The sequence below is a fragment of the Streptomyces dengpaensis genome (genome assembly GCF_002946835.1).
In the GTDB taxonomy this organism is placed as follows: domain Bacteria; phylum Actinomycetota; class Actinomycetes; order Streptomycetales; family Streptomycetaceae; genus Streptomyces; species Streptomyces dengpaensis.
The window spans coordinates 4949070-4973443 of record NZ_CP026652.1; the positions used below are offsets into that span (position 1 = coordinate 4949070).

At 68.5% G+C, this 24374-nt stretch carries 20 protein-coding genes, 1 tRNA gene and 2 pseudogenes; 13 read left to right on the plus strand and 10 right to left on the minus strand.

Going from position 1 to position 24374, the window contains the following annotated elements; all coding sequences use genetic code 11:
* Nucleotides 1-169 precede the first annotated feature (169 nt).
* The gene (locus C4B68_RS22975; protein WP_240634443.1) at nucleotides 170-454 is read left to right on the plus strand and encodes a hypothetical protein; all 285 of its coding nucleotides are present in this window, start codon (nucleotides 170-172) and stop codon (nucleotides 452-454) included.
* A gap of 38 nt (nucleotides 455-492) precedes the next feature.
* Here C4B68_RS22975 and C4B68_RS22980 read toward each other — a convergent pair whose 3' ends face one another.
* Nucleotides 493-2256: a hypothetical protein gene (locus C4B68_RS22980; RefSeq protein WP_099504189.1), complete on the minus strand. Its 1764-nt coding sequence runs from the start codon at nucleotides 2254-2256 to the stop codon at nucleotides 493-495.
* A gap of 316 nt (nucleotides 2257-2572) precedes the next feature.
* Nucleotides 2573-3559, minus strand: a complete 987-nt coding sequence (gene sbnA / locus C4B68_RS22985) for a 2,3-diaminopropionate biosynthesis protein SbnA (RefSeq protein WP_099504191.1) — start codon at nucleotides 3557-3559, stop codon at nucleotides 2573-2575.
* A gap of 492 nt (nucleotides 3560-4051) precedes the next feature.
* On the opposite strand from sbnA, the gene C4B68_RS22990 reads away from it, so the two are divergent.
* The 4 genes from C4B68_RS22990 (at nucleotide 4052) to sbnB (ending at nucleotide 11353) form a co-directional block, all read left to right on the plus strand.
* Nucleotides 4052-6661 (plus strand): Pls/PosA family non-ribosomal peptide synthetase, encoded by a 2610-nt coding sequence (locus C4B68_RS22990; RefSeq protein ID WP_099504193.1) that lies wholly within the window; start codon nucleotides 4052-4054, stop codon nucleotides 6659-6661.
* Between the two features lie 36 nt (nucleotides 6662-6697).
* Nucleotides 6698-9211, plus strand: a complete 2514-nt coding sequence (locus C4B68_RS22995) for a non-ribosomal peptide synthetase (protein WP_099504195.1) — start codon at nucleotides 6698-6700, stop codon at nucleotides 9209-9211.
* Nucleotides 9212-9281: 70 nt separating this feature from the next.
* On the plus strand, nucleotides 9282-10286 hold the full coding sequence (locus C4B68_RS23000) for a TauD/TfdA family dioxygenase (protein WP_099504197.1): 1005 nt from the start codon (nucleotides 9282-9284) through the stop codon (nucleotides 10284-10286).
* Nucleotides 10287-10318: 32 nt separating this feature from the next.
* The gene (gene sbnB, locus C4B68_RS23005; protein ID WP_099504199.1) at nucleotides 10319-11353 is read left to right on the plus strand and encodes a 2,3-diaminopropionate biosynthesis protein SbnB; all 1035 of its coding nucleotides are present in this window, start codon (nucleotides 10319-10321) and stop codon (nucleotides 11351-11353) included.
* Between the two features lie 56 nt (nucleotides 11354-11409).
* On the opposite strand, the gene C4B68_RS23010 is transcribed toward sbnB, so the two are convergent.
* Nucleotides 11410-11907, minus strand: coding sequence for a glutathione peroxidase (locus C4B68_RS23010; protein ID WP_099504201.1), 498 nt, complete (start codon nucleotides 11905-11907; stop codon nucleotides 11410-11412).
* A gap of 34 nt (nucleotides 11908-11941) precedes the next feature.
* Nucleotides 11942-12913, minus strand: coding sequence for an ArsR/SmtB family transcription factor (locus C4B68_RS23015; protein WP_099504203.1), 972 nt, complete (start codon nucleotides 12911-12913; stop codon nucleotides 11942-11944).
* 174 nt (nucleotides 12914-13087) lie between these two features.
* On the opposite strand from C4B68_RS23015, the gene C4B68_RS23020 reads away from it, so the two are divergent.
* Nucleotides 13088-14329, plus strand: a complete 1242-nt coding sequence (locus tag C4B68_RS23020; RefSeq protein WP_099504205.1) for an MFS transporter — start codon at nucleotides 13088-13090, stop codon at nucleotides 14327-14329.
* 108 nt (nucleotides 14330-14437) lie between these two features.
* Nucleotides 14438-15313, plus strand: coding sequence for a calcium-binding protein (locus C4B68_RS44115; RefSeq protein ID WP_099504207.1), 876 nt, complete (start codon nucleotides 14438-14440; stop codon nucleotides 15311-15313).
* A 211-nt stretch (nucleotides 15314-15524) separates the two neighbouring features.
* Here C4B68_RS44115 and C4B68_RS23030 read toward each other — a convergent pair whose 3' ends face one another.
* A complete protein-coding gene (locus C4B68_RS23030; protein ID WP_373682248.1) occupies nucleotides 15525-15953 on the minus strand; it encodes a cupin domain-containing protein in 429 nt (142 codons plus the stop codon).
* 284 nt (nucleotides 15954-16237) lie between these two features.
* Between C4B68_RS23030 and C4B68_RS23035 the strand changes: the two genes are divergently transcribed.
* Nucleotides 16238-16456: a hypothetical protein gene (locus C4B68_RS23035; protein ID WP_206337087.1), complete on the plus strand. Its 219-nt coding sequence runs from the start codon at nucleotides 16238-16240 to the stop codon at nucleotides 16454-16456.
* A gap of 556 nt (nucleotides 16457-17012) precedes the next feature.
* On the plus strand, nucleotides 17013-17510 hold the full coding sequence (locus C4B68_RS23040) for a hypothetical protein (protein WP_099504211.1): 498 nt from the start codon (nucleotides 17013-17015) through the stop codon (nucleotides 17508-17510).
* Between the two features lie 615 nt (nucleotides 17511-18125).
* On the opposite strand, the gene C4B68_RS44425 is transcribed toward C4B68_RS23040, so the two are convergent.
* Nucleotides 18126-19103, minus strand: a complete 978-nt coding sequence (locus C4B68_RS44425; protein ID WP_338059751.1) for a chaplin — start codon at nucleotides 19101-19103, stop codon at nucleotides 18126-18128.
* A gap of 593 nt (nucleotides 19104-19696) precedes the next feature.
* Between C4B68_RS44425 and C4B68_RS23050 the strand changes: the two genes are divergently transcribed.
* Nucleotides 19697-20065 carry an SCO3933 family regulatory protein gene (locus C4B68_RS23050; RefSeq protein ID WP_167459145.1) on the plus strand — a complete coding sequence of 123 codons (369 nt, stop codon included), beginning with the start codon at nucleotides 19697-19699 and terminating at the stop codon, nucleotides 20063-20065.
* A gap of 2 nt (nucleotides 20066-20067) precedes the next feature.
* Nucleotides 20068-20353, plus strand: a pseudogene (locus C4B68_RS23055) (plasmid transfer protein); the annotation flags it as partial.
* Between the two features lie 24 nt (nucleotides 20354-20377).
* On the opposite strand, the gene C4B68_RS23060 reads toward C4B68_RS23055, so the two are convergent.
* Together C4B68_RS23060 and C4B68_RS23065 are read right to left on the minus strand one after the other, a co-directional pair.
* Nucleotides 20378-20824 (minus strand): hypothetical protein, encoded by a 447-nt coding sequence (locus C4B68_RS23060; RefSeq protein ID WP_099501929.1) that lies wholly within the window; start codon nucleotides 20822-20824, stop codon nucleotides 20378-20380.
* A complete protein-coding gene (locus tag C4B68_RS23065; RefSeq protein WP_099501928.1) occupies nucleotides 20821-21087 on the minus strand; it encodes a hypothetical protein in 267 nt (88 codons plus the stop codon). Before C4B68_RS23065 ends, C4B68_RS23060 begins: the two co-directional genes overlap by 4 nt.
* Before the next feature lie 253 nt (nucleotides 21088-21340).
* Between C4B68_RS23065 and C4B68_RS23070 the strand changes: the two genes are divergently transcribed.
* A complete protein-coding gene (locus C4B68_RS23070; protein WP_099501927.1) occupies nucleotides 21341-22711 on the plus strand; it encodes an MFS transporter in 1371 nt (456 codons plus the stop codon).
* Between the two features lie 167 nt (nucleotides 22712-22878).
* Here the strand turns inward: C4B68_RS23070 and C4B68_RS41400 are convergent, their stop codons facing one another.
* Complete coding sequence (locus tag C4B68_RS41400; RefSeq protein WP_143674336.1) at nucleotides 22879-23085, minus strand: hypothetical protein; 207 nt, start codon at nucleotides 23083-23085, stop codon at nucleotides 22879-22881.
* 166 nt (nucleotides 23086-23251) lie between these two features.
* Between C4B68_RS41400 and C4B68_RS23075 the strand changes: the two are divergent.
* Nucleotides 23252-23888, plus strand: a pseudogene (locus tag C4B68_RS23075) (tyrosine-type recombinase/integrase); the annotation flags it as partial.
* Nucleotides 23889-23978: 90 nt separating this feature from the next.
* On the opposite strand, the gene C4B68_RS23080 reads toward C4B68_RS23075, so the two are convergent.
* Nucleotides 23979-24051, minus strand: a tRNA-Arg gene (locus tag C4B68_RS23080).
* Nucleotides 24052-24374: the final 323 nt, after the last annotated feature.

Genomic DNA, 24374 nt, shown 5'->3' on the forward strand with positions numbered 1-24374 from the left:
ACGGATCCCCTGTCACCGACGGTCATGAAGGGGCTTCGTAGTCGTCGTTCCGCTTTGGTCATCAATGTCGTGGGCGAATGTCAGTTCTAATGCTTTGATCACCCCTGGCAACGCTGTGATCGCTCACAGCCGAGCCCGGACCGACCATCCGTAGCGGGTAAGGATCAGGATGACCGACTTCAAGGGCCTGACCAGCCCACCCGGCGTCCTCTCGACTCTGCGCACAGCCTGTGCGCCGGGCCGGGAAACCCCCTCGGCCCGCGAGATCAAGGCGGCCCGCGCCGATGTGCGCTGCAAGGAGGAGACCGGGGTCGTGGCCGTCTGGTCCGCTGCCGAGACGAGGATCCAGCGGACCGCCATCGCGGCTCACTCGGCGGACTTCAGGGCCCTGACGGCGACCAGGGAGGCCCATCTGACCGCCGCCCGGCGGGTGGTGGACACCGCCGGGCGCTGACGCGCGCCGGCGGTCCCCCTCAGTAGCTCACTGCTTTCTCACTTCGCCCCGTTCTCCTCGTTCTTCCCGTTCTCCCCGTTTTTCCCGTCCTCCGCATCCTCGCATTCCAGCGCGGTCTTGCGGGACGGGCCGCCGTACGCGGAGCTGATCCGGACGTCGCCGGCCTTGTGGACCGTCAGCCGGGTGAAATGGCCTTCGTCGGCCAGGCAGCCGTTGTCCGCCCACAGCCAGGGCGAGTAGGCGATTCGTACGGTGACCGCGCCGGGCTTCGGCATGTGGACGACGAGATTGGCGCCGTCGGCGCTCACCACCGAGGCGGGCTTGTCGACCAGCGGGGTCGCGTTCTTCACCTGGTAGATCTTCCAGTTGGCGTCCTCCCACACGCGCTCCAGATAGTCCGGCTCGCTGGTCACCAGAGCGTGTTCGAGCTTGGCGGGGCCGTCCGGTTCACCGTTGACGAGGACGACGAAGCCCACGGCCCACTGGGAGAGCCAGGCCTGGTAGGCCTCCGCGGAGAAGGCGCCCTCCGGCACCTTGGTCCCGCCGTGCCCCTCGTAGAACAGGCGCCCGCGCTCGACGTCGGCCTGGCGGTTCCAGCCGCGGGCCATGTTGATGTAGGGCGCGAGGATGGCGGCTTCCCGGTGGTCGCGGGCCGGTACCACCTCGACGCGCGTCTGCTCGGCGCCCAGCCGCTTGAGCTCGTTCACGACACCGTCGGTCTTGACGGCCCACTCGGGAACCTTGGTGTTGGTGACGATGTCGGCGATGGTCTTGCTGGACAGCCAGGTCAGGGAGAGGGCCATGGCCACCACGCAGGCCACTGTGCGCCGCCGGGGTGTGAACCAGCCGAGGGGCAGTTGGGGCAGCCGGGCGGACACCGCGCCGTTTCCGCGCCGGCTGTCGTTCGCGCCGTTTCCGCGCCGAGTGTCGTCCGCGCCGTTTCCGAGCCGGCCGTCGTCCGCGCGGCCGTCGCACCGGTGCATCGCGATGGCGAGCAGGGCGGCGGGAGCGGCCAGTTCCGTGAGCCGTTCGACGTTGGTGCCGATGGGGGTGGGGATCAGATAGCAGAGGACCACTCCGAGCGCGTACACGGCGGCGCCGGACCGCAGTACCCGCCAGGCGCGCGGCGCCACCAGCACGACCACCAGGCTCAGGAGGACCGGCGGCCATATCCGGGCCAGAGGCATGGGCTGTTCGCCCTCGAACGGGAACAGCAGCGTGGTGACGGCGACGACGGTGGTCGGGGGCACGACGAGCGCGGCGGCCCGGCTCCACTCGCGCGACAGCAGGTTCGCGGCGCCGACCACGAGGAGGAACAGCCCGGCGACGGGGCTCCCCATCGTGGACAGCGCCGCGCACACGGCCGCCACCGTGAGGTGCCGCACGCTCCGCCCGCTCACCACCGCCAGAACGGCCGCCATGCCGAAGGCCGTGCCCAGCATGAACGTCGAGCGCCCCGAGACCACTTGGCACCACAGCGAGAACGTCACCGCCAGCGCGGGCCACACGGGTCTGCGTATGCCCGTGCGCACCACGACCTCACCGGCCAGCCATGACGCGGTGAGCCCCGAAAGTATCGTCATGGGCACCACGCCGCACGCCGCCATCACATACGGGGACAGCACGCTGTAGTTCACCGCGTGCAGACCGCCGTACCAGAACAGGTTGTACGCGGAGTCCGGGTACATCTTCGCGAACTCGGCCCACGCGACCTGTGCCGCCAGATCTCCGCCGCCGGTGGCTATGACGGCCCACCACACGAAGTACAGCGGCAGGGCGCAGACGGCGGCCGTGAGCGGCACTCGGTGGCGTACATGCCACGGCGCCCGTGTCCGGGCCGGCTTGTCGCCTCGCAGGACGGGGCGGCGTGGGGTCAGCTCGGCAAAGGCCACTGCGGCTCTTCCGTTCGGCTCGTACGGGCGGGTGTCTGTTGGGATAGACGCTAATAACCCGCTTCCAGTTGGCCGACAGGACCCTCAAGTGAGGGTCGGAGTTTGCCTGGATGATCACCATGTGACCGGACGGAGGAGGGAGTCGCAACGGCAGGTGAGCCGGATCGGCAGCAACACCCGCGACATCGTGCGTGGAAGCCGGGGCGGGGCTGAGGCCCGAGCGCGTTCAGGCCGCCTGGGGTGCGGTGGCCGGCTCCGGGGAGCCGAGGACGTCCTCGCCGTACAGGTCCCTCACCCAGTTGGTCTGGTAGATGGTCTCCAGATACCGCTCACCCAGATCCGGGGCGATGGCGACCGCGGTCAGCTTCCGTCCCTCCTGCCGGGCCAGCCAGTCCGCCGCGCCGCTGACCACCGTGCCGGTGGAGCCCCCGAACAGAAATCCACGCCTGGCCAACTGGTGACAGGCCCGGATGGTGTCGGCCTCCGTCACGCGCACCACATCGTCGACGTAGGACTCGTCCAGCAGCTGCGGCCGCCTGCTGGTGCCAAGGCCGGGAATCATCCGCCGGCCCGGGGCGCCCCCGAAGGTCACCGAGCCCACGCTGTCGACGGCCACGACGCGCACCGGCCGGTGCCACTCGCGGAAGTAGCGGGCGCAGCCCATCAGGGTCCCGGTGGTGCCCGCCCCGACGAACAGCACATCCAGGTCGGGGAACTGCCGGGCGATGGCAGGCGCGGTCCTGTGGAAGTGGGCCATGCCGTTGCTGGGGTTGGCGTACTGGTTGAGCCACAGATAGCGGTCGTCGGAAGCGCACAGCGCGCGGACGTGGTCGATGCGCGCGCCGAGGAAGCCGCCGACGGGGTCGGGCTCGGTGATGACGTGGACCTGGCTGCCCAGGGCCTCCATCATCAGCCTGGTCGCCAGGTTGCAGCGGGAGTCGGTCACGCACAGGAACTGGTAGCCCTTGCTGGCCGCGATCATGCTCAGGGCCACGCCCAGGTTGCCCGAGGACGACTCGACGAGAACCGAGTCCGGCGTCAGCAGGCCGTCGCGTTCGGCGGCCTCGACCATTTCGGTGGCGGCCTTGAGTTTGATCGATCCGGCGAAATTGAAGCCCTCGCATTTGAGGAACAGCGGGTGCCCGATGATTCCCTCGAGGTCGACGTAGAGGTCGTCCTCGTTGAATTCCTGGGGAACGGATATGACGGGCATGGTTGTCTCCTCGACTGCGGCGGGGGTGTCTCCCGGCCGCTGTCCGTCTCGGCCGGGAAGATCTCGGCGGCGAGTGGGGGCTCGCCGGAACACCTCCAGTACGGCCGAATCTGTGCCGCCTTGTCATGCCACCGAAATTCGGGACTTGACACGCACCCTGTTCGCGCTTTAAAGGCGGTCCACCTGTTCGCGCTTAAAGGGCGGTCAGCGAAATTCCCGGGCGATTTCGATTTCCCGCAGATTGATCGGGTGTCTGTGATCCGCGGTCGTGCCTGTGATACGCGGTCGTAAGCCGGGCGACGCGCACAGAAAGCAAGGGAAAGCGGGGCGGTGACCGGTAGAGCGGTCGGGCTATCAAGAGCGGCGTACCTCGTCAAGCCCCGAAATTCAGGGGCAGGACAGGTACTCCCCGGCTGGGCCTACTGGAGGGGCGGGCGTCACGAATCCGTCCGCACCGACCGACGCTTACCGAACCGCCCTCAAGGAGCTCACGTGTCAGCGAAAACTGTGGAGGTCTTGCATGCCGATCCGGCTGACGTCTCCACCCCCCAGGACGGCGGGGACGCCGGCCCGGCGACCGGCCCCCAGAGGCTTCTGGCCGAGGTGCTGGCCGGCGTCCTGCACGTCGAGCAGGTGCCGGCTGACGGTCACTTCTTCAACGACCTGGGCGCCGATTCCCTGGTCATGGCCCAGTTCTGCGCGCGGGTCAGGAAGCGGGCGGACCTGCCGACGGTGTCGATGAAGGACATCTACCGGCACTCCACCATCCGGAGCCTGGCCACCGCGCTCGCCGACGCCGCGCCCGTCCCGTCCCCGGCCCCGGTTGCGGAGGCGTCGGCACCGGCGCAGACGCCGACCGGCGTGGGGGCGTCGTCCGACGCGGCGGCAGCGGCCGGTACGCGGCGCTACATCGTCTGCGGAATGCTGCAATTCCTGTTCTTCCTGGTCCATTCCTGCCTCGCCGCTCTCGCCGGTGCGGCGGGGTACGAGTGGATCTCCGCGGGCTCGGGTCTGCTCGACGTCTACTTGCGGGCGGTCCTGTTCGCCGGCGCGGGCTTCGTGGCTCTGTGCACGGTCCCGATCGTGGCGAAGTGGGCGCTCATCGGCCGCTGGCGATCCGGCGAGTTCCCCGTGTGGGGCATGGCCTATCTGCGTTTCTGGGTCGTCAAGACCCTGATCCGGACCAGCCCGCTGCGCCTGTTCGCCGGTTCACCGCTCTACGTGCTCTATCTCAGGGCGCTCGGCGCGCGCATCGGCAAGGGCGTCACGATCCTCTCCCGCACGATCCCGGTCTGCACCGACCTGCTCACCATCGGGGAGGGCACGGTCATCCGCAACGACGTGTCCCTGTCCTGCTACCGCGCCCAGTCCGGCCTGATCCGGACGGGCCCGGTCACCCTCGGCAGCAACGTGCTCGTCAGTGAGCACACGGTCCTCGACATCGACACCGCGATGGGCGACGGCGCTCAGCTGGGCCACGCCTCCTCCCTGCACACCGGCCAGGTGGTGCCCGACGGCGAACCCTGGCACGGCTCGCCGGCGCAGCCCACCGAGGTGGACTACCGGACGGTCGGGCCCACCGGCTGCTCCACGGCCAGAAGGACCGGCTACTGCCTGGTGCAGCTCCTGATTCTGCTGACGGTGTATCTGCCCCTGGCGATGGTCGGCGTGAGCGTCCTCCTGGCCGGCGTCCCGCAGCTTCATGGGCTTCTGAACCAGCAGTCGGCCGCCCTCACCAGCCCGGCGTTCTACGCCGACGCTCTGGCCGTCTCCCTGACCGTCTTCTTCGGCTCCCTGCTCGCCGGCCTCCTGGTCGTGGGCACCGTGCCACGCGTCCTCAACCGGGCCATCAAGCCCGGCAAGGTCTATCCGCTGTACGGCTTCCACTACGGCATCCACCGGGCGATCGTGCTGCTGACCAACAGGAAGTCCTTCACCACGCTCTTCGGCGACAGCTCCGGCATCGTCCACTACCTGCGCTACGTCGGGTACGACCTGTCCCGCGTCGAGCAGACCGGGTCGAACTTCGGCACCGAGGTGCGGCACGAGAACCCGTATCTGAGCTCGGTCGGCACCGGCACCATGATCGCCGACGGGCTGTCGGTCATGAACGCCGACTTCTCGAGCACGTCGTTCCGTGTGTCCCGTACGTCGATCGGGCCCCGCAACTTCCTCGGAAACCGCATCGCCTACCCCCCACAGGGCAAGACCGGTGACAACTGCCTGCTCGCGACGAAGGTCATGGTCCCCATCGACGGACCGGTGCGCGAAGGTGTGGGCCTGCTGGGCTCACCCAGCTTCGAGATCCCGCGCACGGTGATGCGTGACAACAAGTTCAGCCACCTGCAGACCGGCGACGAGCTGCGCCGCCGTCTGGCCGCCAAGAACAGGCACAACGCCGCGACCGCCGGCCTGTACCTGCTGGCGCGGCTGATCCACCTCTTCGTGATCACTCTCATCGCCATGGTCACAGTCGATCTCTACCCCTCGCTCGGCGCACCGGCGATCGCACTGGCCGGCCTTCTCACCCTCACGTTCACCGTCGTCTACTTCGCGCTGATCGAACGGGCCGCCGCCGGATTCAAGCCCCAGAAGCCGCTGTACTGCTCGATCTACGAGCCCTCCTTCTGGCGTCATGAACGCTTCTGGAAGATGGCCTCGGTCGACTACATCCAGATCTTCGACGGCACCCCCTTCAAGAACGTGATCTGGCGGCTGATGGGGGCCCGGATCGGCAAGCGGGTCTTCGACGACGGCTGCTTCCTCCCGGAGCGCACCCTCGTCACCATCGGCGACGACAGCACGCTGAACGCCGGGACCGTGATCCAGTGCCACTCGCAGGAGGACGGCGCCTTCAAGTCCGACCGCAGCACCCTCGGCAGCGGCTGCACCCTCGGGGTCGGCGCCTTCGTCCACTACGGCGTGACGATCGGCGACAGCGCCCTGCTCGCCCCCGACTCCTTCCTCATGAAGGGCGAGGAAATCCCCTCGCGCGCCCAGTGGGGAGGCAACCCGGCCCGCGACATGCCGGACAGCCAGACCCGTCTTGAGGCCCGCCAAGAACGCAACGCCGCCCACGCCGCCCCGGCACGCGGCAACTGACCCCGCGACACCAGCAACAAGCAGAGGAATAGTCCGATGGCAACGCATGTGAGTCGTACCCAGACCGGCCGGGAGTACTGGCGCGGCGTACTGACAGCCGGTGGTTTCACCCCCGCCCCGCGCTGGACCCTCCACCCGGTGACCGGCGAGGGGGAGTACGGGACACTGATCCCCGACGCCACCGTGACCGGGCTGCGACGACTGGCGGGCGAGCTGGCGGTGCCGCTCAGTTCGCTCCTGCTGGCCGCGCACGCCAAGGTGCTCGCGGCACTGTCCGGAGAGCGGGAGGTCACCACCGGGTACGTCGCCGAAGACGGCCGTCCACTGCCGTGCCGGCTCACGACCGCACCCGCCTCGTGGCGGGACCTGGTGCACAACGCCCACGAGGTCGCCGCGGACCTGCTGGCACACCAGGACATCCCGGCCGGTGGCATCGACGATCTGAGGCGCGAACTGGGCCTGACCGGGCCGTCGTTCGAGACCGTCCTCGATCCCACCGCGATCGACGGAGACCTCGCCGAGGACACAGCGCTGCGGGTGGGCATCGGTCACCACGACGGCCGTCTCGTCCTGCGGCTGCGCTACCGCACCGACGCGCTCGACGCCGACAGCGCCGCCCGCATCGCCGGTTATCACCTGACCGCGCTCGCGCTCATCACCGCCGACCCCGACGCCGAACACGCACGCCAGAGCCTGCTGTCCGCCGACGAACTGCGGTTCCAGCTCGAGGAACTGGCCGGACCGGTCCGGGAGTTGCCCGACAGGCGGATGCATCAGCTTTTCGAGGACCGGGTGCGGATCCATCCGGAGGCCGTCGCCGCCGTGCACGCCGGCCGGCAGTGGACGTACGGGGAGCTCAACGCCCGCGCGAACCGGCTGGCTCGCGCCCTGACAGCCCGCGGGCTTGCCCGCGAAGGCGTCGTCGCGGTGGTGACCGAACGCAACCTCGACTGGCTGGCCGCCGTCATCGCGGTCTTCAAAGCCGGAGGTGTCTACCTCCCCATCGAGCCGCACTTCCCGGCCGAACGCATCGCCGCCACCCTCTCCCGCGCCGCATGCACCCTGGTGCTGACCGAACCCGGCAGCACCGCCACCCTCGACCGGGCCGTCGACTCCCTGCCCGGAGTCGGCACACTCTTCGTCGGCACGGCCTACGAGGAAGGCCACGCCGACGACGATCTCGGCATCCACGTCACGCCCGACCAGCTCGCCTACCTCTACTTCACCTCCGGCTCCACCGGTGAGCCGAAGGGCGCGATGTGTGAACACGCCGGCATGCTCAACCACCTCTACGCCAAGATCGACGACCTCCAGGTCGGCGAGGGACAGGTGGTGGCCCAGACCGCGCCGCAGTGCTTCGACATCTCCCTGTGGCAGCTACTCTCCGCGCTGCTGGTCGGCGGGCGGACCCTGCTGGTCGAACAGGACGTCATCCTCGACGTACCCCGCTTCCTCGACACCATCGCGGACGGCAGGGTCACCGTCCTGCAGGTCGTGCCCTCCTACCTCGAAGCCGTCGTGACCGAGCTCGAACAGCGCCCCCGCACGCTGCCCGGCCTGCGGTACGTGTCGGTCACCGGCGAGGCGCTGAAGAAGGAACTCGCCGAACGCTGGTTCACCGCCCAGCCCCGGATCCGGCTGGTCAACGCCTACGGGCTCACCGAGACCTCGGACGACACCAACCACGACGTCATGGACCGAGCACCGGACCGCATCCTGCTCGGCCACGCGGTCAACAACGTGCAGGTCTACGTCGTCGACGAACACCTCACACCGGTGCCCCTGGGCGCCCCGGGCGTGATCGCGTTCTCCGGGGTCTGTGTCGGCCGCGGCTACATCAACGACCCCGAACGCACCCAAGCGACCTACCTGGCCGATCCGCACCGTGAGGGCGCGCGGCTCTACCTCGGCGGCGACTACGGCCGCTGGCACCCTTCGGGAAAGCTGGAGTTCCTCGGCCGCCGCGACGCCCAGGTCAAGATCCGCGGGTTCCGGATCGAGATCGGCGAGATCGAGAACACCCTGCTCCGCCACCCAGGCGTCCGCGACGGCGCGGTGGTGGTGGCCGAACGCGCCGACCGGAGCAAGCACCTGGTCGCCTTCTACTCCGGCCCGGAACCCCTCGACACCGGGACCCTCACCGACCGGCTGGGTGCCTCGCTGCCCGCCTACATGGTCCCGGCGGCCTTCCACTGGCGCGCAACCCTGCCGCTGACCGCCAACAGCAAGATCGACAAGAAGGTGCTGGTGGCGCTCGCCGCGGAGCTCGCCGCCACCGAGGACGGCCACGAGGCGCCGGCCACACCGGCCGAACGGCGGCTGGCGGCCGCCTGGGCGAAGGTCCTCGGCATCCCGCACGACCGGATCGGACGCCGCGACCACTTCTTCGACTGCGGCGGCACCTCCCTCTCGGCGCTGAAGCTCGCCATCGCCCTGGACCGCACCGTGTCCCTCAAGGACATCACCGCACACCCCGTCCTCACCGACCTCGCCGCCCTGGCCGACAACGAACGCCGGCGCCACGCAACCGAACTACTGACCTCCTCCTGAACCACATCGAGACCTCCTCCTGAACCGCATCGAGACCTCCTCCTGAACCGCATCGAAAGGAAAGAGCACCATGCCGTACCCGACCCCGGCGTCCCTCCTCCAGGTGGACCTGCACCCCGGCACACCCCCGATCCTGCACACCGACACCCCCGACGACGCGTCGGCCTGGGCGGCCGAGCACCACCACGCACTGCGCTCCCTCGTCACCGAACACGGCGCGGTCCTCGTCCGCGGCCTGCACCTGCGCGACGCGGACCACGCCGGCGCCGTCCTGCACCGGCTGGCCCCGGCACTGATGCCCGACAAGGAAGCCTTCGCCCCCCGCCAGAGCTACACCCCAGGCGTGTACTCCTCCTCGACATGGCCGCCGAACCAGCCGATGTGCATGCACCACGAACTCAGCTACACCCTCCAGCCGCCCGGTCTCATGCTGTTCGCCTGTCTGACCGCGCCCACCACCGGCGGAGCCACCGCCATCGCCGACGCCCCCAGCGTCCTGGAGGCATTGCCCACCGAGCTGGTCCACCGCTTCGAACAGGAAGGCTGGCTGCTCACCCGCACCTACAACGACGAGATCGGCGCCCCCTACGCCGAGGCCTTCGGCACCGACGACCGGAGGGCCATCGAGGATTACTGCCGCGCCAACGCGATCACGTTCGAGTGGCAGCCCGACGGCGGCCTGCGCACCCGCCAGCGCCGCCCCGCCGTGACGGCCCACCCGGTCACCGGCCGCCGCTGCTGGTTCAACCAGATCGCCTTCCTCAACGAGTGGACGGTCGAACCCGAAATCCGCGACTACCTCATCGACGTCTACGGCGCCGAGTCACTGCCGTTCAACACCCGCTTCGGAGGCGGCGACCCCATCGGCCCGGACGTCATCCAGCTCCTCAACGACACCTACACCGCCCACACTCTCCGCGAGCCGTGGCAGGCCGGCGACCTCATGCTCGTCGACAATGTGCGCACCGCGCACAGCAGGGAGGCCTTCCAAGGACCGCGCGAGGTACTCGTCGCCATGGCCGAGCCGCTACGCCCGGCCGAGTGCCTGCCGGCCTCCGAGGTGAGCGCCGGATGACCACCCACCCCTTGACCGCAATGGAGCCCGCCATGTCCCAGCCGCTCACCGTGCCACCGTTCGCGGTGATCTCCGGCGCCCAGGTCCAGCACGCCCTGCAGGGCCGGGAGAAGCAGGTCGTGGACCTCGTCGAGGCCACCTACCACCTGCACGCCGCCGGAGAGTCGGTCAACCCGCCCTCCTACTTCCTGCGCTTCCCCGACCGCCCTTCCTCCCGCATCATCGCGCTGCCCGCCTCGATCGGCGGCCAGGTGCGGGTGGACGGCCTCAAATGGATCTCCAGTTTCCCCGACAACGTCCAGGCCGGCATCCCCAGGGCCTCCGCGGTCCTGATCCTCAACGACCACGACACCGGCTACCCCTTCGCCTGCCTGGAAAGCTCCATCATCAGCGCCACCAGAACCGCCGCGTCCGCGGCACTGGCCGCCGGCCACCTCATCCGCGGCCGGCAACGCCCCACCCGCATCGGGTTCTTCGGCACGGGCCTGATCGCCCGCTACATCCACACCTTCCTGACCGCCGTGGGTTGGTCCTTCGACCAGACCGGCGTCCACGACCTGTCCCCCGAGAGCGCCGCCGGCTTCGGTGACTACCTTCAACAGAGCGACGCCGCCGGACAGATCACCGTGTACGACAGCCCCGAGGAACTCATCCGCTCCAGCGACCTCGTCGTCTTCGCCACCATCGCGGGCGAGCCACACATCAACGACCTGGCCTGGTTCGACCACAACCCCCTGGTCCTTCATGTGTCCCTGCGCGACCTGGCACCCGAGATCATCCTCGGCTCGACCAACATCGTCGACGACGTCGAGCACTGCCTCAAAGCCAACACCTCTCCGCACCTGGCCGAACAGCTCACCGGCAACCGTGACTTCCTGCACGGCACACTTGCCGACGTCATGACCGGACGGGTGACACCCCCCACCGACCGGCCCCTCGTGTTCTCGCCCTTCGGCCTCGGAGTACTCGACCTCGCCGTCGGCAAATACGTCTACGACGAGACGGCCCGCTCCGGGCAACTCCACGTCATCGAGGACTTCTTCCACGACCTGCGCCGCCACGGATGACCGGCCCACACAGTGGACCTTGCCCCAGGGGCAAGGTCAACAAGGCCGACCGGTGCTCAGCCGACGGCCTTCTCCACGGCGGCCACCAGCTCCGCGGACTCCGGCTCGGTCTGCGGCGAGAAACGCCCCACGACGCTCCCGTCCCGCCCGATCAGGAACTTCTCGAAGTTCCAGCGGATGTCGCCGCTGTGCCCCTCGGCGTCGGACGTCCCCACGAGCCGCTCGTACAGCCCGTGCCGCCCCTCCCCGTTGACCTCGGCCTTCTCGGTCATCGGGAAGGTCACGCCGTACGTCGCCGAGCAGAACTCGGCGATCTCCTCGGAGGTCCCGGGCTCCTGCCCGAGGAACTGGTTGCAGGGCACGCCGAGCACCGTGAAGCCCTGGTCGGCGTACCGCTCGTGCAGCCGCTCAAGACCCGCGTACTGCGGGGTCAGCCCGCACTTGGAGGCCACGTTCACAATGAGGACGGCCTTGCCCCGGTACTGCCCCAGATCGGCGGAACCACCCTGGAGGGCCCCGATTTCGACGTCGAGCACAGAGTTGTCAGTAGTCATAAGCGGATGCTAACTGCGCTCACCGACAGGCCCGTCAAACGCGCTGGGCTGTGACGAGCACCTCACCGGCCGCCGTCCGCGAGTACAGCACCGACCGCCCCGCCCGCCGCCGCTCCACCAGCCGCGCGTCCAGCAGCACCTTCAGATGGCGCCCGACCGAGCCGAGCCCCTGCCCGGTCACGGCGACCAGCTGGCTCGTGGACAGGGGCGAGTCGAGGAGGACGAGGACACCGGCGCGGGCGGTTCCGAGGAGCGCGCCGAGACTCTCGGGCACCACGGCCCGTGCCCCCGCGTCGGCCAGGACGCCCGAGCACGGATAGACGACCGCGTACCGCACGCCGTCCTCCCAGCTCACCCACCCCGCCTTGGGCGTGACGGGCACGAAGAGGAGCTCGGCTCCGGAGATCTCGCGCGGCGGATACTCGTGCGGGTTCACCTGGAGCCGGTTCCCGCCCAGCCACCGCGTCCCCGGCCGCAGCGCGTCCAGTGCCGCCGCCCAGCCGCCCTGGCTCAACTGCGCGGTACGGGCGACCACATCGGCCTCCAGGATGCGCCGCCGCCGGTCCCAGTACGGCCGTACGGACTCCTCCCATACGGAGGTGAGGAGTCCCGCGGCACGCGCGGGCAGATCGTCACGGTCGGCCAGTTCGTGGGGCAGCGGTCCGCCGCGCAGCGAGAGGGCGAGATGGGCGCGGGCGTCCTCGGGCGAAGCCTCCCGCACGCGGGCGACCTCGTCCTCGAAGGTCTCGTCGCCGTACGGGGTCGGGGTGAGGAAGTCGGCGATCCAGTCCCGCCCGAGCCCGGAACGTATGAGCAGCGCGGTGACGGGATCGGCGGCCAGCCGCTTGCGGTACGCGGGAAGATGCGCCCGCAGCCAGGCACGCTCACCGGGGTGGGTGGCCGCCCCCGCGTGCAGCGCCTTCAGGCTGGCGAAGGTCTCGGCGAGCGGCGAGATCACGAAGCGGCTTCCGGCGAGGGTGTCGGCGTTGACCTGCCACCAGCCCATGCCCGTACTTCCTTTCAGCCCTTGCCCGCACCCGCCATGCCCGCACCCGCTGCTCAGCCCGTGCCCGTACCCGCTGCTCAGCCCATACCCGCACCCGCCTTGCGCGCCGTTCACATGTTTCGCTCCTGCGCGAAACAATATCGACGGCCTCGTGCGCCGTCCGAGACTGCGCGCATGCGCAGCTACTCCGCCCTCTTCCGCACGCGGGAGTTCACCCCGCTGTTCGTGTCCACCTGTTTCAAGACCGCGGCCTCCACGGTGAGCGGTCTGGCCCTCGCCACGCTGGTGTACCGGGCCACGGACTCGCCGCTGCTGTCCGCGCTGAGCATGTTCGGCCCGTCGCTGGCGCAGGTCGTGGGCGCGACGACGCTGCTGTCGGCGGCGGACCGGCTGCCGCCGCGCGCGACGGTGGCGGGCATCGCGCTCGCGTTCGCGCTCGGCACGGCGGCGATGGCGACGCCCGGCCTCCCGGTCTGGACGATCTTTGTCCTGCTCCTGCTCCTCGGCCTGATCCAGTCGTTCGGCGGTGGAGTCCTGTGGGGCCTGCTGAACGAGATCCTCGCCAAGGAGGGCTACCTGCTGGGGCGTTCGGTGTTCAACATGATGAGCGGGATCGCGCAGATCACGGGGTACGCGACGGGCGGCGTCCTCGTCGCGACGCTGTCCCCGCGGATCACGCTCCTCACGGCGGCGGCGCTGTACCTGGCGTCGGCCATGACCGCCCGCCTGGGCCTGACCCGCCGCGCCCCGCGCGCCTCCGGCCGCCCGTCCGTCGCGCAGACCTGGCGCACCAACGCGCGCCTGTGGTCCTCGCCCGAGCGCCGCACCCTCTACCTCCTCCTCTGGATTCCCAACGGCCTGATCGTCGGCTGCGAGTCGCTGTACGTGGCGTACGCGCCGACCCGCGCGGGCTCGCTGTTCGCCTGCGCGGCGTTCGGGATGTTCGTGGGGGACGTGACGACGGGCCGCTTCCTCCCGCCCCGGGTGCGCGCCCGCCTGGGCATCCCGTTCCTGCTGCTCCTGGCGACGCCGTATCTGCTGTTCGCGCTGCGGCCGGGCGTGCCGTTGGCGGCGGTCGCCGTCGCGGTCGCGTCCATCGGCTTCGGCTCGAGCCTGATCCAGCAGGAACGCCTGGTCTCCCTGATCCCGGACGAACTGAGCGGTCACGCCCTGGGGTTGCACACGGCGGGCATGCTCACGATGCAGGGCGTGAGCGCCGCGCTGGCGGGAGCGGTCGCCCAATTCGCCTCTCCCGCAACGGCGATGACGGTCATGGCGGTTGCCTCGATCACCGTGACGCTGACGCTGTGGTCCGCCCTCCGTCGCCGTATCGCCGGGTCGCCGGATGGTGTGGTTCGCCAACACCCGGAGGTGTCAGCCCCAAGGGAAAGGCAATCGGGAGTGAACTCTCCCTGAACTGACGCAAGTTACGCGGCGGTGGTCACAACCACCCCAGGATCCCCAGGGTCGAACAAGGCGACCACAAGCGCGCACAGAAGCCCAGAACCTGCCCAAGGGGAAACCATGTTCAGTCGCCGTACCGCCGCCCTGCCGAAAGCGACACTGGCGCTCGCCGCCGCGACCGCTGCCGTGACCGCGGCGGTCGCCGTCCCGACGGCGCACGCCGCGACCGCGACCGCGACCGCCGTCGTCACCGGCCAGAAGCTCTCCTACACGGCGGCCGCCGGCCAGGCGAACAACCTGACCGTCTCCTGGAAACTCGGCGAGTTCGACGAGGGATCCCAGCTGTCCGACTACATCTACACCTTCGACGACACCGTCACGATCTCCCTGGGCGAGGGCTGTGTCCGTCCGGACGCCGCGGACGACACCAAGGCCGCCTGTACGGTGACGGAGCCCAACACCTCGGCGTCCGACCTCGACTCCCTGATCGTCGACCTCGGCGACGGCGACGACACCGTGACGGTCAACGCCAACAACAGCGGGTACTCGCGCATCTACGGCGGCGCGGGCGACGACACCCTGACCGGCCACGGCCGCGACGTCCTCTACGGCCAGGACGGCAACGACCGCCTGTCCGGAGGCGGCGGAGCCTACAGCGAGGGCGCGTTCGGCGGCGCGGGCGACGACGACCTCGCGGCCTGCGGCTACACCTGCCACGGCGGCACGGGCAACGACATCCTGCACGGCGGCATCAGCGAGCAGAACGCCGAGTACACCGACTACGGCAACGCCCTGTACGGCGACGACGGCAACGACAGGATCTATGGCAACGCCGGCACCGACCTCCTGGAGGGCGGCCGCGGCCACGACACCCTCTACGGCGGCACGGGCGCCGACAAGCTGTACGGCAACAGCGGCAACGACCTCCTGCACGGGGGCGCCGACAACGACACGCTCTCCGGTGGCCCGGGCACCGACCGGGTGTACCAGGACTGAGTCAGCGCCGCGCGGTGGCCGGGCCGCCGCGCGGCGGCTGGTCCTGGTGCCTGGTTCTGGTGCCTTGCGCCTGGTGCCAGTCAGGCTGAGTGGCTGTTGAACCAGTCGAGCATCGGGGTGCTCGGACATGCCGACCATCGTGGCGTTCGCGCACCTCTTCAAGGACCCGGTCCGCGTAACACAAGCGTCCCGGGACAGCACACCTAGCGGGTCAGCCTGCGGAGGGACGCGGGGCGCGCAGGTGCGCCCGCTGCTTCAGCTCGTCCTCGTCGACCAGCGTGTACATCGGTTGATCCGGCTCGCACAGCATGAACGCGACGAACTTGGCCGGCGCGTCCGAGAGGGCGTTGGCGTCCTGGTAGTGGATCACGTCGCCGCCCGGCTCCCAGAACGTCTCACCGGCCTCGACCACGCGCTCTGGCTCACCCTCGATCTCGAAGCGGACCGCGCCCTCCATCACGTAGCCGAAAGCCGGCCCCGCGTGGCGGTGCGGAGGAAGGCCGGGGTGACCGGGAGGCCAGTGGACGAGGATGGTCATCCCTGCAGCCCCCTCGGGAATGAAGGGCGGCTGGACCTCCAGCAGCATCTTGGGTCCGAACTCCTGCTCGACTGTCTCGTCCGCTGAGTCCTTCTCCGACACTGAAATACACCTCCGTAGGCCTGCCCGGAGCAGACGGTCTCGCGTCGGCCATCGGTTTCTGGGCCGTTGTACCGACCTCTCGTTCGGCGGTGACCGTGTTCGCCAATTCCGGGCTAACACAACGTGTTTCACGGAAAGTACGGCCCGCATCTGTGAAAAGCCGTGCGACTTCTGCCTCGTACAGATAGCACCCGCACCAGCGTGGCTCCTGCGGGCCGCCTCCGCAATCTGGGGCCGCGGTAGCCAGAACCGATTCAGACCGTGTTATGCGACTGCCGAAGGTTATGCGACTGCCGAAGCCGGAGCGTCTGCCGGGAACCAGCGGCCATCCGTCCAGGCACAAGCCGGAATTCCGCTTCGCCCGGCCGGAGAAATGGCCCGAGCCTGTGATCACCACCGTCGTGGACACCGCCCAAACCGATGCCGCGCGCGCCGTCGTCCACCGGCTTGAACCCTGCCTCGGCGTCGGCCATGCCGCCCCACCGGCTCATGACCACGGCTGACGCGACGCCAGATCAGACGACAGGCCGGCCTCTTCGAGGGCGGACGCCACCTCAGTTCTCGACTGTAGGCCTCAACTCAAGTTGTGCAAATCTGAGGTTTTGAAGTCGTCAACCGGTTCAGGCCGGTCAAGGAAGCTTCGGTAGGTATACGTTCCCGCCAAGTCCGTTGTGTCCATCGCAGTTTCCTGCCAGTTGCGACCTGCGTCATCCCGTTTCACACTAGACAGTGTTGAGCCAGGGCGGGACGCGGCCGCCTCTCAAGTAAGGCACGGCTCATCGAATTGAGGGAAGCTGGTCCGCCTGCTACCGCTGCGCGCAGATCTCTTCCTGCCCTGGCATCGGGCTCACCCTGCACTACTTCGAAAAGCTGCTGCAGCAGGCAGACCCACCTCGCACCCTGTGTTGGGCGGTTCGCCGACACCTGTCGCCGACCACGTGCTCACGCTCACGCTGCAATGCGTCCCGGCGTCCAGCGACACCGGCCTGCCCCCCACAGCCAGTGGCACCTCTCGACGAAGTCGAACTGAAAGACGTCCTCATGGAGGTGTACTCCTAGATGCGCACGCCGGTGTACGAGCTTCACATCCGCCCCATGTTCCGAGCGACGGACCGCGATCACATGGGTGTCGCCTTCGACCTGTGGACGTACGAGGATGTGGTCGCCCATGCGGACCAGATCCTTGACCGTCTGGGAGCGGATATGCCGCCGGTCTCGCTCGGCGGCCCGTGGCCGCAGGAGTGGATCGATCTCTTCAGGCGGTGGAAGGACAGTGGCCTCAAGCGCCTTGAGTTCGGTACGGCGCAATTCACCGTCACCCGCTCGGCCAGCGAGGTTACGGTCAAGGCGACGGGTACCTTTCCAGCGGCGGGCTTCACGGGGTGGCTGCAACTGGAGAGTGAAACCGACACGGCCAAAACCTACGTCCTGTACTTCGAACCACCGGATGCCCCGACGGCAGGTACTGCCGAAGAGTTCGAGTTCAAGGAGCAGTACAGCCCTTCGGACAATCGAGCCGTTTTCATCCACGACAGCACTGGCATCACCCAGCCCTGATCGCACAGGCGGCTTCAGCCTGTGGGGCCGTAGGTCCCTGGAGCCGAGCGCCCCAGCCACGATGTACCCCTTCTCTGACGTCAGGCGGCTGATTGCTCGGAGCGCGCACCCAGCGCGAGGCCATGAGCCACATGGACCGGCTGCTCAGGAAGCGCCCCGGTCGTCAGTAAGCGTGCTCGTTGGTGTCAGACGTGGATGTCAAAGGCCCCGGACCATGATCGGTCCGGGGCCTTTGCGCTGGTGCCCCGGCAGGATTCGAACCTGCGACACCCGCTTTAGGAGTTCGATCGCTGTGTGGCGCGACCGCGTGGAAGGGGCCCTCGTGGCTGCCTGGCGTTCCGGCTTGAGTCGCTGTTGTCCGGTCTCGTTCGGCCTCGTTGATGCCAGCTGGTGATGTCAGCCGGACGGTTTATACGCGGTGGGCTTTGCTCTTGCCTGCTCGCGCGCCTTGACGCGCAACGCCTTGAGACGGTCGTGGGTCGACGACGTGACGACGGCATCAGTGCCTGGACCTGGCGGACCTGCGGGAGCGAGTCGGCCGGTTCATGGACCGTTGAGCACCATGCGTAGCCGCAGGGGCCTGCCAGGTCCCAGCTCGGCGAGTGACCTGGTCGGCTAGCCGTTGACGCAGGCGTTGCCCGCCGCAGGATTGAGCAGTCCGATGACGTTCACGGTGTTGCCGCACGCGTTGACGGGGATGTCCACCGGGGCCTGTACGACGTTGCCGGACAGCAGACCGGGCGAGCCCGTCGCGGTGCCCACGGCCGAGTCCTTTGCCTTGACGGTCAGGGTCGTGGGGTCCGGGAGATTCAGGCCGACCGTGGTGATCGCTTCGGGGCGGTTGACGTAGGTTCCCGCCTTGTCAGCGGTGACATTCACCGTGACCGTGCAGGACTTGTCGCCGGCGGCCAGGTCGCCGCCGGTCAGAGCGACGGACGAGCCCCCCGCCGCCGCGGAGACCGTGCCGTTGCCGCAGGTCGTCGACGTGTTGGGGGACGGGGCCACGCTCACGCCCGCGGGCAGGCTGTCGGTGAAGCCGAAGTCGTTCTTCGCCGCCAGTTCACTGGTGTTGGTCACCGTCATGGTGAGCGTCGAGGTGCCACCCTCGTCAATGGTGGCGGGACTGAACGACTTGTCCAGCTGCGGAGTCGCATCCAGGATCCGGATGTTGTCGAAGGCGTGGTCGTTGCCGTTCCACTCTCCTTGCCCATTGAGCATCTTGATGCCCAACTGGGTGCCGTTGAACAGTACGGCTCTGTCGCTGGCGAACGACCCGGCCTTGAGCCCTCTCATTCCTCCGGGGTAGGGCTTGGATTTGGGGTCGGTACAGGGATTGATGGGGGTGGTGAAGGTCGGAATGTCCGGACCGCTGCCGGTCAGATAGAACTTCAGCAGCGGATTCACGAGTGCGCAATTATCCGCAGCTACGTCCACCGCGAAGGTGATGTAGCGATTCGGCTTCGTGATCGGGATCGGCTGCTCGGTCCGGAACTCCACCCGGTCGGAGCCAGGGTTTACAGTGTCGCTGTACGCCGACACCGCGTGGTTGGTCGGCGGATTCATCCCGCCGACCTGCCCCAGCGCATTGGCCATGTCCTTCAAATACTGCACCCACCGGCAGTTAGGCTGATCAGCACCAGTCTGGTTCAGGATGATGCCGTTGCACTGTCCGTGGTCAAGCCACGGTGGGTCGGCCGTGTACCTCTCGTTGAGCGGTGGAGCCCCAACGTAGTCCTCCAGGAAAGTCGGGGTGTCGCCTGTGTTGTTTTCGAAGTCCTCGACGAACACCGTGACCGGGGCCTGCGGGACTCCCGGAGTGCCGGATGCGCGAAGGGCGTCCACACCCGCCGGATTGCCCAGGGCCTGGGCTTGAGCGGTCGGTAGAGCGCTCGTGATCGCAAGTGCCACCAGGGACACTGATGCAGTGCGCGTACACCAAGAAAGCTTCGCTGCGGAAATTGCCGCCACCTCTTTTCCAATCACCACGGAGTACAAGCAACAGCGGACATGGGCAGAAATTGCGCAGCCCAGACCATTAGCTATGCACCCCGATAGGCAGGTCGCCTCCTTAATTCCAGCACACGCCCTCAATAAAGACGACCAGCGACCTCGACGACTGTATCTTTCACCGCGTTGGCCGATCTGGGAACGGACACTGTGGGTTTATATCGGAATTTCATCCAGCAATGAAATACCTAAATGCGCGCCTCCCAGAAATAGCCTGCGCATTCGAATTGAGGTCGGTGGAACGGGTTCCGCAGCCCAAGGTCAAGGACCGCCGGACCGGCGAGATCGCCACCGACAAGGACGGCGTCACGCTGATGACCGTGGAGGTCATGTTCTCCACGCCCGACGAGGTCGAGATCCTCAAGCTCACCGTCCCGCAGCCCGGTGTCTCCGAGGACCTGACCATGGGCACCCCGGTCGCGCTGACGGGCCTGGTCGCCTCGGCGTGGGAGAACGAGTTCAACGGCCAGAAGCGCCACGGCATCGCCTTCCGCGCGGTCGCCGTGACCTCGCTGGCCGCCGGTGCGTCGAAGCCCAAGGCGGCCTGACCATGACCTGGTTCACGGTCGCGCTGGTGCTGGTCGTCGCTGCCGCAGTCATCCTGCGGTGGCGGCGCCCCGCCTGGTACTGGCTGACCCGTCGCCCTCGCCGCCCTGAGAGTCGCCTTCCGCTACACCTCCGTCATGGACGCCTGCGGCCCGACCGTCCCGCCCTCCCGCCGGCGCCTCACCCTCGCCCGCATGACCAACCGCCCGGTCCCCGAGTCCCGCGCCCCGCGCATCCTGCGACTGCGGCCCACCCGGACCGGCCTCGGCCGCGCTGGTCGACCACGCCCGGAGTGAGGTGCGTGCGGCGTCGCGTCAGACCTTCTCGACTCGCACGGAGTGTCCCGCGAGGAGTTGATTCATGTCGTCGGTGTCGGAGGTGAAGACGGTTGCCTGAGCTCCCTGCGCGGCTTCCCGCCCGGCCACAGCCGCCAGAATGGCGTCGATGGCGTACTTGTGCCCATGCAGGCCGGCTGCCTTCAGCATGTCGCGAGCCTTGGCGATCACCTGGTCGTCCGTGTGCACGACGCGGATCCGGGACAGGGTCCAGTTCCACAGTGCCTGCCTCGACGTTTCGCGAGGGTCCCATGCCTCCAAGGACGTGAGCGCCGAGGTGACGATCGGGATGTCGAGCCGCGGAGCCGTCTTGATCAGCGCAGTCATCTCCCGATCGCCCTGGACCGCCTTGGAGAGAGCCTCGGAGTCGAACACGAAGACGCGCTGTCGCGGCCGGTGCAGCTTGGCTCGGGCGGTGCGGCTCACGTGGCGTCGTCCGAACGCGAGCGCTGCTCGTCATGCCAGCCGTCAATGGCGGCGATGCGGTCCAGCGCTGCTTGCTGCTCGTCGTCCGTCACGGCGCCGTGCTCGTCTTCGAGGCGTTCGGCCAACTCGCGCAGTCGGTCCATGGCGTCCTGATGAGCGGCGGCGGCCGCGATGTAGCCGGACACCCCGCGCGCGTCGACGCGCTCCTTGATCGATTCCACCAGCTCTTCCGGCACGGTGATGGTGATCTTCCGGGTTGCCATACTTCAAGTATGCCATCCGCGCCAGTGACCTCGCGGGTTGGTCACGCATGGGCCTTCGTCGGTTGATCGCGCACGGCTAGGGAAGCTGGTTCGGGCCCTAAAAGACACGGGGTCGGCCTGAGCCTCTACCAGATCATCCGCGAGCTGCAGACGCTTCTCGCGATCTGGACTGGCGCGTGCCCCACCTGCCACCGCTACCGCGACATACCCACCCCGACCCGACCTGATCAAGCATTACTAGAGTGGCGGCATCATGACTACGGACCCTGCCAGTCCCGCATGCCAGTCTGCCCCTCTGAATCGGACGCCCACCGCGTCCCCGCCGCCCGGCGGGCGCACCGCATGGGCCGCATGGGCCGTCTCCGTCTCCGTCTACTTCGTCGCCGTCATAGACCGGACCAGCCTGGGTGTCGCCGGTCTGGACGCTGCCGACCGCTTCGGCATCGGCGCCTCGGCGCTGTCCACCTTCGCCGTACTGCAGATGCTGATCTACGCGTGCATGCAGATTCCGGTGGGGCTGCTGGTCGACCGCTTCGGGCCGCGCACCATGCTCTTGCTCGGCGCGACCCTGCTGACTCTTGGCCAGTTCGGGTTCGCCTTCAGCCACTCGATGACCCCGGCGCTGCTGTCCCGGGCGCTGCTCAGTTTCGGCGACGCCATGATCTTCGTCAGCGTGCTGCGGGTCGTCGGCCCCTGGTTCCCCGCCCGCCGCAATCCGCTGGTCGCCCAGCTCACCGGAGTGGTCGGCAGCATCGGCAATCTGGGCACGGCCGCAGTACTGGCACCCCTGCTGCACAGCCGCGGCTGGACCGTCACCTTCGGCGGCACCGCGCTGCTCGGCGTCGCGGTGCTGCTACTGGTCGGACTGCTGCTGCGGGAGACCCCCGAGGGGGCCCGCAGGCCAGCACGCTGTACGGCGCCCGGCCCGCGGCCGCGGATCCTCCCGCAGATCAGGACCGCCTGGGGTGAACCGGGCACCCGGCTGGGCCTGTGGGTGCACTTCACGACCGGGTTTATGGCCGCCTCCTTCGCGATCCTGTGGGGCATCCCCTATCTGGTGGAGGGCCAGGGCCTCAGCCGGGAGAAGGCGGCCGTACTGCTCGCCGTGCTGGTGCTCGCCAGCATGCCCTGCGGCCCGCTGCTCGGTCAGCTCATCGCCCGCCGCCCGGGCGCCCGCACCCATGTCGCGCTGACCGTCGTACTCGGCACCGGCGCACTGTGGGCGGTGGTGCTCGCCTGGCCCGGCGGACATCCGCCGCTGTGGCTGCTCGTCGTCCTCATGGTCGCCATGGGCGCCAACGGTCCCGCCTCCCTGATCGGCCTGGACTACGCCCGTGCCACCAACCCGCCGGAGCGGCTCGGCACGGCAAGCGGGATCGCCAACATGGGCGGCTTCCTCTCCACCACGGTCGCCCTCCTTGGCATCGGCCTGCTGCTGGACGCTGCGAGCCCCGGCGGCGACTACACCCCCGGGACCTACCGCTGGGCGTTCTGCTGGCTCTACGTCCCGATGCTGCTGGGCGTTGTCATGATCCTCCGGCTGCACCCCCGGGTCGCCCGCCGAGCCGCCGAAGGCACCTCCGTCCCGGTGCCGGGGCACCGGCCGGCCCAGCAGGGCAAGTGACTAGGAGGGGCAAGTGATCAAGGCGGGTCTTCAAAGTTGAGCGGTGCTGAGGTGCCCGCGGGCGGGGACTCGATCTCGAATTGGTGTGTCTCTGCGCTGTGGTGATGGTCCGCAGGTGTGCGGGGTTGTCCGACGCTGTTCGTCCGCGTTGTCACGCAGTCAGACACTCACTCGGCCGCGCGCTTTATAGCGATCGGCTCCGCGGTGGGGAAGTAGCGTGTGTCGTCGGCGTCTTCGTGGTCAATGTACTCGGAGCGGTCGGCAGGAATGATGCCCAGCATGAGGCGGGGGCGAGGCAGCCACCCCACATCCTGGGGCTGATCGCATCGATGAATGTCGACGACTTGAGCGATCGTTTCAGGAATGCCGACCATGCACGTGGCGTTCTCGGTCAGGTGCCACGGTTCAGGGTCCGTTCGGTAGGGGGAGTCGACCCAGTCTTGTGAGTCCGGATTTCGGGCGAATGCGCGACCCCCATTCCACCGGAACCGGGATTCAGGATCGATCTCGCCCCAGGGCCACTCGACGTATGCGTAGTAGGGCGCCGATAGCTACGACGTGCCAGAGCGGCCGGTCCTCACCGTGGCCGAGGTGTTCGCCGTGACCGATGCGATCACGCCGCGCTACCGGCTGCTCGTCCTCCTGGCTGCCTTCACCGGGCTGCGCTTCGGGGAGCTGGCCTCACTTCGCCGACGGGACGTCGACACCGAGAATGCCGCGCTGATGGTCCGGCGCTCACAGGCCGAGATGCAGACGGGAGCTCTCTTCGACAAGGCGCCCAAGTCCGATGCCGGGATTCGGCCGGTAGCCTTTCCCGCCGAACTCCTGCCGGACGTGAAGCGCCACCTCGACGGCTACGCCGGACCTGGCCGTGATGGTCACGTCTTCCAGGGTCCCCAGGGCGGTCGGCTGCGGCGGAGCAACTTCCGGGACGACTGGATCAAGGCGCGGACCAAGGCAGGCGTCACGGAAGACGTTCACTTCCATGATCTTCGGCACACCGGGAACACCCTCGCCGCGTCCGGCGCGAGCCTGCGCGAGCTGATGACCCGGATGGGCCACAGCACACCCCGCGCCGCGCTGATCTATCAGCACATGGGTCAGCGGCCGTGACCGGGAGATCGCCGATCGGCTCGGCTCGATGATCCGCCAGACGCGGGGCGACGTGGACTCTTAGTGGACTTTGTGGCACGGGTGTGGCACGGCCGCGATCATGGCAAAGGGCCAGTTCGAGAGGATCAAGCCTCTGAACTGGCCCTTAGTCGTGTGCCCCCGGCAGGATTCGAACCTGCGACACCCGCTTTAGGAGAGCGGTGCTCTATCCCCTGAGCTACGAAGGCGTGCGGATCTCGGTGGGATCCGGTGGCTAGCGTAGCGGATGTGGGATGGCGGCTGGGAGGGTTCCGGTTTTCGCAGGTCGGGGTGGGGGAGGGGCGGGTTGGGAGGGGGCTGGGCGATGCCAGTCTGGAGGCCGCGGCGGTTGCCAACGATGTAGGGCTCGATTGGCCCGGCGGTACGGGGGTGTCGTACCGGTGTCGTATGCAGGGGGTGTCGTACCGGTTCCGGGTGTCGTACCGGTTCCGGGTGTCGTGCAGAGCCCCGTGGTGTTGGTCATGGGGTAGCCCCGTGGTGTTGGTCATGGGGTGCTCCGTGCGGGCCGCCT